The organism is Georgenia sp. 311 (genome assembly GCF_006151955.1).
In the GTDB taxonomy this organism is placed as follows: Bacteria; Actinomycetota; Actinomycetes; order Actinomycetales; family Actinomycetaceae; genus Oceanitalea; species Oceanitalea wutianyii.
In genome coordinates, this window is record NZ_VDFS01000008.1 from 1 (window position 1) to 10,929 (window position 10,929).

At 72.9% G+C, this 10,929-nt stretch carries 11 protein-coding genes; 7 read left to right on the forward strand and 4 right to left on the reverse strand.

Annotated elements, in window-relative coordinates:
* Nucleotides 1-46 precede the first annotated feature (46 nt).
* Together FHE66_RS00755 and FHE66_RS00760 are read right to left on the reverse strand one after the other, a co-directional pair.
* Complete coding sequence (locus tag FHE66_RS00755; protein ID WP_176554594.1) at nt 47-430, reverse strand: arsenate reductase ArsC; 384 nt, start codon at nt 428-430, stop codon at nt 47-49.
* 62 nt (nt 431-492) lie between these two features.
* The gene (locus tag FHE66_RS00760; RefSeq protein ID WP_255303558.1) at nt 493-1,884 is read right to left on the reverse strand and encodes an FAD-dependent oxidoreductase; all 1,392 of its coding nucleotides are present in this window, start codon (nt 1,882-1,884) and stop codon (nt 493-495) included.
* A gap of 103 nt (nt 1,885-1,987) precedes the next feature.
* On the opposite strand from FHE66_RS00760, the gene FHE66_RS00765 reads away from it, so the two are divergent.
* Nucleotides 1,988-2,365 carry a metalloregulator ArsR/SmtB family transcription factor gene (locus FHE66_RS00765; protein WP_139071090.1) on the forward strand — a complete coding sequence of 126 codons (378 nt, stop codon included), beginning with the start codon at nt 1,988-1,990 and terminating at the stop codon, nt 2,363-2,365.
* A gap of 3 nt (nt 2,366-2,368) precedes the next feature.
* Here FHE66_RS00765 and FHE66_RS00770 read toward each other — a convergent pair whose 3' ends face one another.
* Nucleotides 2,369-3,139: a DeoR/GlpR family DNA-binding transcription regulator gene (locus tag FHE66_RS00770; RefSeq protein WP_139071091.1), complete on the reverse strand. Its 771-nt coding sequence runs from the start codon at nt 3,137-3,139 to the stop codon at nt 2,369-2,371.
* Here FHE66_RS00770 and FHE66_RS00775 point away from each other — a divergent pair.
* From FHE66_RS00775 to FHE66_RS00795, 5 genes are all read left to right on the forward strand, one after another.
* Nucleotides 3,111-4,703: an FGGY family carbohydrate kinase gene (locus tag FHE66_RS00775; RefSeq protein WP_139071092.1), complete on the forward strand. Its 1,593-nt coding sequence runs from the start codon at nt 3,111-3,113 to the stop codon at nt 4,701-4,703. The genes FHE66_RS00770 and FHE66_RS00775 overlap by 29 nt on opposite strands.
* A gap of 3 nt (nt 4,704-4,706) precedes the next feature.
* Nucleotides 4,707-5,900: an ethanolamine utilization protein EutH gene (locus FHE66_RS00780; protein WP_139071093.1), complete on the forward strand. Its 1,194-nt coding sequence runs from the start codon at nt 4,707-4,709 to the stop codon at nt 5,898-5,900.
* On the forward strand, nt 5,900-7,291 hold the full coding sequence (locus tag FHE66_RS00785; RefSeq protein ID WP_139071094.1) for an NAD(P)/FAD-dependent oxidoreductase: 1,392 nt from the start codon (nt 5,900-5,902) through the stop codon (nt 7,289-7,291). Before FHE66_RS00780 ends, FHE66_RS00785 begins: the two co-directional genes overlap by 1 nt.
* A complete protein-coding gene (locus FHE66_RS00790) occupies nt 7,284-8,537 on the forward strand; it encodes an NAD(P)/FAD-dependent oxidoreductase (protein WP_139071095.1) in 1,254 nt (417 codons plus the stop codon). The genes FHE66_RS00785 and FHE66_RS00790 overlap by 8 nt, the downstream gene beginning before the upstream one ends.
* Before the next feature lie 112 nt (nt 8,538-8,649).
* On the forward strand, nt 8,650-9,345 hold the full coding sequence (locus tag FHE66_RS00795; RefSeq protein WP_139071096.1) for a dienelactone hydrolase family protein: 696 nt from the start codon (nt 8,650-8,652) through the stop codon (nt 9,343-9,345).
* Here the strand turns inward: FHE66_RS00795 and FHE66_RS00800 are convergent.
* A complete protein-coding gene (locus FHE66_RS00800) occupies nt 9,342-10,007 on the reverse strand; it encodes a hypothetical protein (RefSeq protein WP_139071097.1) in 666 nt (221 codons plus the stop codon). The genes FHE66_RS00795 and FHE66_RS00800 overlap by 4 nt on opposite strands.
* Nucleotides 10,008-10,196: 189 nt before the next feature.
* Here FHE66_RS00800 and FHE66_RS00805 point away from each other — a divergent pair, with 189 nt between their 5' ends.
* Nucleotides 10,197-10,802: a M15 family metallopeptidase gene (locus FHE66_RS00805; RefSeq protein ID WP_139071098.1), complete on the forward strand. Its 606-nt coding sequence runs from the start codon at nt 10,197-10,199 to the stop codon at nt 10,800-10,802.
* Nucleotides 10,803-10,929 lie beyond the last annotated feature (127 nt).

Sequence of the window (10,929 nt, forward strand, 5' to 3'; positions counted from 1 at the left end):
GAAGTCGGCTGTCGCGGGGGGGGGGAGGAGCTCGGGGAGGGGCGGGTCAGGTGGGGAGGAGCTCGGTGAGGAGGTGCTCGATGCGGCGGCGGATGTCGTCGCGGACCTCGCGGACCTTCTCGATCGGCTGCCCGGCCGGGTCGTCGAGCTCCCAGTCCTCGTAGCGCACGCCGGGGACGAACGGGCAGGCGTCCCCGCAGCCCATGGTGACGACGACGTCGGACGCCTCGACGGCGCCCGCGGTGAGGACCTTCGGCCGCTGCGCGTTGATGTCGATGCCCACCTCCGCCATGGCCTCGACCGCCACCGGGTTGAGCGTCTCGGCAGGTGCCGACCCCGCCGAGCGGACCTCGACTCTGCCGCCGGACAGGGCGGTGAGGAAGCCGGCGGCCATCTGCGAGCGTCCGGCGTTGTGGACGCAGACGAACATGACGCTGGGGCGGGTGGGCACGTGGCCTCCGGGCGCAGGTGCGGGGATCTCGTCCGACGGTCTCACGAGGCCGTCCGTCCGTGGCGCAGCCCGGTGGGGAAGCCGATGAGCTCGGGCTCGGGCGACGACCCGCAGCAACCGTCGGACGGGTCCGCGACCGCGCGCCCGTCGTCGTCGAGCAGGGGCGGAAGGCTGGAGCACACGCCGGTCTCGGGGAGGTCGAGCAGGACGGCACGCGCCGCGTCGTCGTCTCCGGCGAGGTGCGCCGCGACGGAGCGGACCTGCTCGTAGCCGGTCGCGAGGAGGAAGGTGGGCGCCCGGCCGTAGGACTTCGCCCCGACGACGAAGAAGCCCGGTTCGGCGGGATGGGCGAGGACGTCGGCGCCGTGGGCCGGCACGGTGCCGCACGAGTGGTGCTCGGGGTCGATGAGCGGGGCGAGCCGGGCGGGCGCCTCGACGGCAGGGTCGAGGTCCAGGCGCAGCTCGCGCAGCGGCTCGAGGTGCGGCCGGAAGCCGGTCGCCCCGGCGACGGCGTCGACGACGAGGTCGCGCGGACCGCCCGGTCCGTCGAGCGTGACCGTGAGGGCGCCGTCGCCGGTGGGGGCGAGGCACGTGACCGAGGTCGAGGTGAGGAGGTCGACGTCGCCGGCCGAGACCGCCTGCCGGAGCCGGGTGCCGAGCACGCCGCGCTCAGGGAGCTCGTCAGCCTCCCCGCCGCCGTACGCCCGGGCGGGGGAGGCGCCTCGCACGACCCAGGTGATCCGGGTGCCCGGCGCGGTCTGCGCGAGGTCGACGAGGCCGAGGAGGGTGTTGGCGGCCGAGTGCCCAGCACCCACGACGAGTACCCGGCGGCCCGCCACGCGCTCACGGTCCGCGCCCAGGACGTCGGGCAGCGGGCCGAGCAGGAAGGGGCCGGCCTGGTCCTCGCCCGGGGCGGGCAGCCCGGCGGAGCCGAGCGGGTTGGCGTGGCCCCACGTCCCGGAGGCGTCGAGGACGGCGCGGGCCAGGTGGTCCACCAGTGCGTCGCCGACGACGGTCCGCACGAGGAAGGGCCGGTCCGCGCGCCCGGCGCCGTGCGTCTTGTCCGCGCCGACGCGGCTCACGCCGACCACGCGCGCGCCGGTGACGATCCGGTGGCGCAGTGCGGGCGTTGCCGCCAGCGGCGCGAGGTAGTCCTCGACGAGCTCGGCCCCGGTCGGCAGGCGCGTCGGGCGCGGGGCCTGCCAACCGGTGGGCTCGAGCAGGCGCGCGGCGGCCGCGTCGACGTCGTACTGCCAGGGGGAGAACAGCCGGATGTGGGACCAGTCGCGGACCGAGGCGCCCACTGCGTCCCCTGCCTCGAGCACCAGCGGCTCCAGGCCCTGTTCGAGGAGGTGGGCCGCAGCCGCGAGGCCGACGGGCCCGGCGCCGATGACGACGACGGGCAGGTCGGGGGTGTGCAGGGGGTGTGACACGGGAGCTCCAGGCCTCGGGATCTGTTCCATCGAGCGACGTCGATGCACTACGAGGATGGCGCGATGTATCGATAACTGTCAATACGTGTGCGACGATGGTGGCATGGACGCCCTGCCCCTCATCGACGTCACCGCGAACGCGGCGTGCTGCAGCCCGCTGGCCCGCACCCCGCTGGCCGCGGAGGACGCCGAGCGGCTCGCCGGCATGTTCAAGGCGGTGGCCGACCCGGCGCGCCTGCGCCTCCTGTCGCTCATCGCGAGCCACGACGGCGGGGAGGCGTGCGTCTGCGACCTCACCGAGCCGCTCGCCCTCTCCCAACCCACGGTCTCGCACCATCTCAAGACCCTCACCGGGGCCGGGCTGATCACTCGCGAGCAGCGCGGCCGGTGGGCGTACTACGCGGTCGTCCCCGCGGCGCTCGACGCGCTCGGCGGCGTCCTCACCACGCGGCACCGGGCGGCGGACGCCAGCTGCTGCTGACCGTCAGCGGACCGGCGCGCGGACCGCGCCGCCGGCGGCGCGGATCGCGTTGTGCAGACCGTCGGGCGGGGCGAGGTCGGTGACGAGCCCGTTGACGTCGTACCAGTCACCGATCGCGTAGCGGCCCACGACCCCGTGCTTGGAGGAGTCGGCGAGAATGTAGGAACGCTCGCTGTTGCGCGCGACGGTCCGCTTGATCTCGACGTCGTCGAAGTCGAAGTCGGTGGCGCCCACGGAGGCGTCGACCCCTCCGCAGCTGAGTAGGGCGACGTCGAAGTGCATCGCCTGGATGAACCTGTGCGTGGCGGTGCCGGACAACGACCACTCACCGCGCCGCAGCCGACCGGGCGCGAGGAGGAGGTCGGCCTCGGGGCCCTTGGCCACCTCGGTCGCGACGAGGAGCGAGTGGCTGACGACGGTGCCCCGGAAGGTGAGGGCCAGGGCGCGGGCGGCGGCGTGCGCCGTCGTCCCGACGTCGATGAACACCGTCTGCCCGTCGGCGACGAGGTCGGCCGCGAGTTCGCCGACGGTGCGCTTCGCCTCGGCATGGATGACCGCGCGCTCCTCGAACGACGGCTCGGAGCCGCGCTGCCGCGTCAGGGTGACCGCCCCGCCGTAGACCCGCCGCAGCAGCCCGTCCTGCTCGAGCTGGATGAGGTCGCGCCGGATCGTCTCGGGCGAGACCCGCAGTGCCCGGGCGAGGTCCATCGTCGAGACGGAGGCGGCGGACTGGAGAGCCTTGGTGATGTGCCGGTGGCGCTGCTGGGCGAGCACGTGTCATGTCCTCCTGGTAAGACGCGAATCCCACAAGAATCCACGCTACTTGATCGGAAGTCCACATGCGCACAGACTCCTCCACATCCGGCTTGTCCGGAATGGCAGCCGGCCAGGACGGCCGCGCTGGAGACAGAAAGGTTGCGCAGTGGCAATTCTTGCTTTGGATCAGGGGACGTCAGGATCGAAGGCGATCGTGGTCGACGAGGACGGGATCCACGCCGTCGTCGAGAACCCGATCCACCCGCAGTACCTCCCCGGCGGGGCTGTGGAGCAGGACCCGATAGAGCTGTACCGCTCGGTCGTCGAGGCGGGTAAGGAGGCCGTGGCGAAGGCCGGCAAGCCGATCGAGGGCGTGTCGCTCGCCAACCAGGGCGAGACGATCCTCGCGTGGGATCCCGAGACCGGGGAGCCGCTCACCCAGTGCATCGTGTGGCAGGACCGCCGGTCGGAGGTCGTCGTCGAGCGACTGCGTGAGCACGCCGAGGAGATCCATCAGCGCACCGGGCTGGTCCTCGACTCCTACTTCACCGCACCGAAGATGGTGTGGCTGCGCGAGAACTGCACGCGCGAGGGCGTCGTGACGACGACGGACACGTGGATGCTCCACCGGCTCACCGGCGAGTTCGTCACCGACGTGTCCACCGCCTCGCGCTCCCTCCTGTTCAACGTCGACGACGTCGCGTGGGACCCGCGGCTCATCGAGATCTTCGGCCTGCAGGACGAGCGTCTCCCGCGGGCGGTGGCGTGCGACGAGATCGTCGGGATGACGACGGTGTTCGGCGGGGAGATCCCCGTCGGCGGGCTCATCGTCGACCAGCAGGCCGCCCTGTTCGCCGAGAGGTGCCTCGAGCGTGGACAGGCCAAGTGCACCTACGGCACCGGCGCCTTCATCCTCGTGAACATGGGGGACTCGGCGCCCCGCTTCGACAACGGGCTGACGACGTCGGTCGCGTGGCAGCTGCGCGGCCGCACGACGTACTGCTCGGACGGGCAGGTCTACACCGCCGCGTCTGCCGTCCGCTGGATGCAGGAGATGGGCATCGTCGAGGGCGCGGCGGAGATGGACCAGATCGCCGCACCGGACCCGGGCGGCGTCATCTGCGCCCCGAGCTTCGCGGGCCTCGCCGCGCCGTGGTGGAAGCCCGACGCAGGGGCGTTCATCGCCGGGATGAAGCTCGCCACCGGCAAGCCGGAGATCGTCCGCGCCGTCCTGGACGGGATCGCCTGCCAGATTGCCGAGCTCTCCGACCTCACGCGCGAGGAGCTGGGCGCCCCGCTGACCAGGCTGCGGGTCGACGGCGGCCTGACCAAGAGCGTCACGCTCATGCAGTCGCAGGCGGACATGCTCCAGGCGCCGATCGAGACCTACCCGTCGGCCCACGCCACCGCCCTCGGAACCGCGGCGTGCATGCGCCTCGCGCTGGACCCGGAGCTCGCCGTCGAGGACGGACCCTACGCGTGGGAGGCGGAGGCCAGCTACGAGCCGAGGCGCACCGCAGCCGACGTCACCGTCTACCGCACGGCGTGGCGCAACGCCGTCGACGCCACCCTGGAGATCTGACCCATGAGCATCAACGAAGTCATCGTCGTCGTCATGGCGGTATTCCTCGTCATCGGCGGCATCGACCGCGCGATCGGAAACCGCTTCGGCCTCGGGCAGCAGTTCGAGGAGGGCCTCAACACCTTCGGCCCGCTGGCCCTGTCGATGGTCGGGATGATCTCCCTCGCCCCGATCCTCTCCAAGGTCCTCAACCCGATCGTCGTCCCCCTCTACGAGCTCCTCGGCGCGGACCCGGCGATGTTCGCCGGCACCCTGCTCGCCAACGACATGGGCGGGTACCACCTCGCCGTCGAGATGGCGCAGAGCGAGGAGGCCGGCCTGCTCGCCGGCGCCATCCTCGCCGCCATGCTCGGCTGCACCGTCGTGTTCACCATCCCGGTGGGTCTGGGCATCATCTCCGAGGAGAACCGCCCCTACTTCGCCAACGGCGTGCTCGTCGGTGTCGTCACCATCCCGTTCGGCGTGCTCGTCGGCGGGCTGGTGGCCGGGTACCCCCTCCCGATGATCCTCGCGAACCTCGTCCCGATCGTCCTGGCGGCGGTCCTCATCGCCATCGGGCTGTGGAAGTTCCCGGGGGCCATGACCACCGGGTTTCTCGCGTTCGGCAAGTTCCTCGTCGCGATCATCTCCCTCGCGCTGGCCGTCGGCGCCTTCGAGTTCCTCACCGGCTGGCAGGTCATGCCGGTGGGCTGGGAGCTGGCCCCGGTGATGGAGGGCCTGGAGATCGTCGCCCAGATCTGCCTCTTCCTCATGGGCGCGTTCCCGCTCATGTACCTCATCACCAAGGTGGCGGCGAAGCCGCTCGGCGCGTTCGGGCGCATGCTCGGGATGAACGAGGTCGCCTCCGGCGGTCTCATCGTCTCCATGGCCAACGCCATCCCGACGTTCGGGCTCATGTCGAAGATGGACAAGCGCGGGATCTTCATCAACACCGCGTGGGCCGTCTCCGCGATGGCGATCCTCGGGGACCACCTCGGCTTCACCGCCGGCGTGGCGCCGGAGATGATCACCCCGATGATCGTCGGGAAGCTCGCCGCCGCCGTCTCCGCCACCGTCCTCGCCTACGTGATCGCGACCAAGCGGTACCCGGCCCACGAGGCCGCCGCCGAGACGCGAGTCGCGCGGGACACCGTGGACGCCAACATCGAGTCCGGTGGCAGCGTCACCGCACCGGACGCCCGAGGGAAGGACGCCTGATGGGCCTCGCGTCGTACGACATCGTCGTGGTCGGAGCCGGCGTCGTCGGGGCCGCGATCGCCCGGGACCTCGCCGGGACCAACCACTCGGTGGCCGTCGTCGACAGCCGCGACGACGTCGGGGAGGGGACGAGCAAGGCCAACACCGCCATCCTCCACACCGGGTACGACGCGACGCCCGGCACCCTCGAGGCGCGGCTCGTGGCGCGCGGCTACCACCTCCTCAAGGAGTACTGCGCCCAGGCCGCGATCGGGGTGCGTTACACGGGGGCCGTGCTCGTCGCGTGGGACGAGGAGCAGGCCGGATCCCTGCCGGGCCTGCAGGCCAAGGCCGCGGCGAACGGCTACCACCAGACCTCCCTCATCTCCGCCGAGGAGGTCTACGCCCAGCTGCCCAGCCTCGGCCCCGGCGTCACCGGTGGGCTCGTCGTCCCCGACGAGGCGGTCATCGACGCCTGGACGGTGCCGCTCGCGTTCGCCACGGAGGCGGTCCAGCGCGGTGCGACGTTCCTGCGGGAGCACCGGGTGACGGGGGTGGAGGTCGGCCCGGAGAGGACGACCGTCCGGACCGACCGGGGCGACCTCAGCGCCCGCTGGGTGGTCAACGCCGCCGGGCTCGGTGGCGACGTCATCGACGCGATGTTCGGCTACGACCGGCTGCGGGTCCACCCGCGCAAGGGCGAGCTGCTCGTCTACGACAAGCTCGCCGCAGGGCTCGTGGACAGGATCGTCCTCGCCGCGCCGTCGAAGGTGGGCAAGGGCGTCCTCATCAGCCCGACCATCTTCGGCAACGTCATGCTCGGCCCGACCGCCGACGACATGGAGGACAAGACCGACACGTCGACGACGGAGCCGGGCTTCGAGTTCCTCCTCGAGAAGGGCCGGCGGATCATGCCGGCGCTGCTCGACGAGGAGGTCACCGCCTCCTACGCGGGCCTGCGGGCGGCGAACAACCAGAGCGACTACCTCATCGACGTCGACGCCGAGCAGCGCTACGTCATCGCCGGGGCGATCCGCTCCACGGGTCTGACCTCGGCACCTGCGGTGGCGGAGTACGTCCGCGAGCTGCTCGCGGACACCGACCTGGACGTGACGCTGCGGGGGGACCTGCCGCTGCCGCCCGTCATGCCGCCGCTCGGTGAGCACCAGCAGCGCCCCCACGCCGACGACGCGCTCATCCGTCACGACGGCGCGTACGGCGAGGTTGTGTGCTTCTGCGAGCGCGTCACCCGCGGGGAGATCCGGGACGCGATGACCTCGACCGTCCCACCCGGGTCCTTGCAAGGACTGAGGCGGCGGACCCGGGCGATGAACGGACGGTGCCAGGCCTTCTTCTGCGGCGCCGCGGTGAAGAAGCTGTACGAGAGCTACGAGGAGCAGGGCCATGAGTGAGTCGCCGACCGTCCTCACCCCCACGGTCGCCGTCATCGGCGGAGGCCCGGCCGGACTGAGCGCGGCAAAGAGGCTCGCCCGCGCCGTCGACGGCGAGGTGCTCGTGCTCGAGCGGGAGCGCGAGGCCGGGGGGATCCCGCGGCACGCCGACCACCGGGGCTACGGCATCCGCGACCGTCGGCGGTTCATGTCCGGGCCCGCGTATGCGAAGGCGCTCGTGGCGGAGGCCGAGCGAGCGGGCGCGCGCATCGTGACCCGGGCGATGGTCACCGGCTGGGCGGACGAGCGGACGCTCGCAGTGACGACGCCGCACGGGCTGGTCCACGTCCGGCCGGACGTGTTCTGCTTCGCGACCGGCGCACGGGAGCGGCCGCGCGCCGCGCGGCTCATCCCCGGCACCCGGCCGGCGGGGGTGCTCACGACGGGGCAGCTGCAGAACCTCGTGCACGTCAACCACGAGAAGGTGGGGACGCGGGCCGTCGTCGTCGGCGCCGAGCTGGTGAGTTGGTCCGCGGTGATGACGCTCGCCGAGGCCGGTTGCCGCACCGAGGCGCTGGTCACCGAGCAGCCGAAGGGGGAGTCGTACTGGCTGTTTCGCGAGCCGGGCAAGCTGTGGTTCCGTACGCGCGTCGTCACGGGCTCGCGGGTGGTCGCGATCCACGGTCGGCCGCGTGTCACCGGGGTGGAGGTGGAGGACGTCGGCACCGGTAAGCGCCGGGTCATCGCCTGCGACACCGTCGTCTTCACCGGCGACTGGATCGCCGACCACGAGCTGCTCCGGATGGCGGGCGTGGAGATGGACGGGGCGAGCACCGGCCCGGTGGTCGACACCGCAATGCGCACGTCCCGGGACGGGGTGTTCGCCGTCGGGAACGTCAACCACCCCGTCGAGACGGCCGACGTCGTCGCGCTCGAGGGGGAGGCCGTCGCCGAGCGCATCCTCGAGCACCTGCGCGGTGAGCGGCAGCCTGCTGGGACCGTGCGGCTGACCGTCGCGGGCCCCCTGCGCTGGGTCACGCCGGCACGGTACGCACCGGACGGGCCCCCGCCCGCGCGCGGACGCCTCGTGGCGTGGGTCGACCGGTTCGTCGCATGGCCGGTGGTCACGGTCGAGCAGGACGGCCGCGAGGTGGCGCGCCGCCGGCTGTGGTGGCCGGCCGCGCCCGGGCGGGCGTTCCGGATCCCGTCGACCCTCCTGAGGGACGTCGACGCGACCGGCGGGGACGTGCGGATCTCCGTCGGCTGACAGAGACAGGCCGCCGCGCCCGCGGCCAGGTCGCCCCGCGTGGACGTGGCGCGGCGGCCTGTCCGCGGGCACCGGTATCGTGACGGGACACCGACACGAAGGAGTAGCCGGCATGGCCGAAGCGACGACGACCGTGCCTCTCGCCGACGGCGGGATGCCGGCCCACCTGTGGCTGCCGCCGTCGGGCCGCGGCCCGGGGCTGCTGCTCCTGCAGGAGATCTTCGGCGTCTCGACCTACATCCGCGACCGCGCTCGCGACCTCGCGGCCCTCGGCTACGTGGTCCTCGCGCCGGAGCTGTACTGGCGCCTGGCGGCGACGGTCGACGAGTCGCGCGACGACGTCCTCGAGCAGGCGATGGCGCTGGCGGCGCAGCTCGACTGGGAGCAGACGGTGGGTGACGCCGTCGCGACGCTCGACACGCTGCGGGCACGCCCGGAGGTGGAGGGCGGCGTCGGGGTCGTCGGGTTCTGCTTTGGCGGGGGAGTGGCGTTCAACGTCGCCGCGGTGGCCGAGGTCGACGCGCTCGTCGCGTACTACGGCTCCGCGCTGCCGCAGCTGCTGGGGCTGGCCGGGCGGGTGCGGGCGCCGAGCCTGCACCACTTCGGCACGGCGGACGACTACCTCCCGCCGGAGACGGTCGAGGCGATCCGGGCCGCCGTCAGCGGGCCGGAGGTGGAGCTCCACCTGCACGAGGGCGCGGGCCACGCCTTCGACAACCCCTCGCCCGAGTTCGTCCACGAGCGGGCGCGGGCCGAGGCGTGGGAGCAGACGGTGGACTTCCTCGCGCGCCGCCTGCCGGTGCGTTAGGCGAGCGCGAGCACGCAGAGCGGGGTGAGCGCGCCGAGGAGCAGCGGGACGAGCAGGAGGAGTGCGCCGCGGAACTCGGTGGTGACGATGCCGTGCTCCGGGCGCGGCGTGCCGGGGAGCTCGCGGACGGGCCGCGAGGGGCGGGTGGGCGGGGGCTCGGTGGGGGTGTCCTCGACGACGACGACCACCCCCTCGTGCTCGCGGTGCACCCGCACCGCGACGACGGTGCCGACGCCGTGGGTGGGGACGGCGTCGTGCGGGCAGGTCGCCATCGTCGTCGTCCGGTAGGGACGTCCGTTGTGCCCTGCGACGAGGAGGCGCCACGTGACGAGGGTGGCGCCGCCCCGCACCTTCCGCGTCTGGCGGTGCTCGACGACGGCGGTGGTCGGGGTGCCGTGCGCGCGCGCCTCCTCGGGTGCCTCCGGGGCGTAGTGGTACAGCGGCGGGACGCCGCGCCGTGGGCGTATGGCCAGGTCGGCGACCGCGACGAGCGCGACGGCGACTCCTGCGGCCACCAGGCCGTTGACCAGACCGGAGAAGGCGGAGAGCACCGTGACCGCCGCGGCGGCGAGCGCCGCCAGACCGAGTGCGAGACCTGGGGTCACGGTGATCGTCGATCGCTCGGTGGTCAGCTGGGGCACGCTGGCCACGATGCCACTCATCGTCCGCGGGATCATCCGGCGGACGGACGATCCTGGGCTGCCCGGGGGGAGGAGGTTCGCGGCGCGGACCCGCTGTCGGCGTGGTCCGCCCGGGGGAGTCGCGTGCGGATCGTCGGGGCCCTTCGGGTGGGGAACGGCTCATCCCGCGGTCCAGGGTGCCGATAGAAGGGCCGGAGAAGGGTGGCACGAATGGACGGGATCGTCTCGATCTCCCAGCGCATCGCGGGGATCCAGGCACAGCTGACGACGCTCGCGCCGCCGCGGCCCGCAGCCGCGGGTACGGCGGCTGCCTTCGACGCGCTGTTCACCCGGGCGCTCTCGGAGCTCGCGCCGGCCGGTGTGCTCGACCCGACGGCCCCGGCGTCCGTACCCGCGGTGCTCGACGCGGACGGGGTACCGGCGGATCTCGCCGTGTACGGCAACGGCAAGGTCCCGATGTCCGCGTTGGCACCGGTCGGCGACACGGGGCATCACCTGTGGGCACCCGCGGCGCAGAAGTTCGAGGACCTGCTCGCCGCGGCTGCTGCCGACGGCGTGACGATCGGGATCAACGACTCCTACCGCACCCACGAGCGTCAGGTGGAGCTCGCCGGTGAGCTTGGCCTGTACCCGCAGGGTGGCCTCGCAGCCGTCCCCGGGACCAGCCGGCACGGGTGGGGGATGGCCGTGGACCTCCGGCTGAACGGTGAGGCGCTGCAGTGGATGCGCGTGAACGGGGAGCGGTTCGGGTTCGTGGAGGACACACCGCGCGAGACCTGGCACTGGGCCTTCTACCCCGACCGCGTGAGCCCCTGACCGCCCACCCCCAGCACACCCCGCCCGCCCGCACGTGCGGACACCCTCGCGAGAGCGGAGTTCTGCACGAGAGCCGACTTGTGCGCGAGAGCCGACTTCCGCACGACGACGGCGGAAGTCGGCTCTC

Bases quoted from the DNA above. Each gene is read 5' to 3' on its own strand.
- FHE66_RS00755 (WP_176554594.1), bottom strand. From the start codon at position 430: ATGTTCGTCTGCGTCCACAACGCCGGACGCTCGCAGATGGCCGCCGGC.
- FHE66_RS00765 (WP_139071090.1), top strand. From the start codon at position 1,988: ATGGACGCCCTGCCCCTCATCGACGTCACCGCGAACGCGGCGTGCTGC.
- FHE66_RS00775 (WP_139071092.1), top strand. From the start codon at position 3,111: ATGTGCCGGTGGCGCTGCTGGGCGAGCACGTGTCATGTCCTCCTGGTA.
- FHE66_RS00780 (WP_139071093.1), top strand. From the start codon at position 4,707: ATGAGCATCAACGAAGTCATCGTCGTCGTCATGGCGGTATTCCTCGTC.
- FHE66_RS00785 (WP_139071094.1), top strand. From the start codon at position 5,900: ATGGGCCTCGCGTCGTACGACATCGTCGTGGTCGGAGCCGGCGTCGTC.
- FHE66_RS00790 (WP_139071095.1), top strand. From the start codon at position 7,284: ATGAGTGAGTCGCCGACCGTCCTCACCCCCACGGTCGCCGTCATCGGC.
- FHE66_RS00795 (WP_139071096.1), top strand. From the start codon at position 8,650: ATGGCCGAAGCGACGACGACCGTGCCTCTCGCCGACGGCGGGATGCCG.
- FHE66_RS00800 (WP_139071097.1), bottom strand. From the start codon at position 10,007: ATGAGTGGCATCGTGGCCAGCGTGCCCCAGCTGACCACCGAGCGATCG.
- FHE66_RS00805 (WP_139071098.1), top strand. From the start codon at position 10,197: ATGGACGGGATCGTCTCGATCTCCCAGCGCATCGCGGGGATCCAGGCA.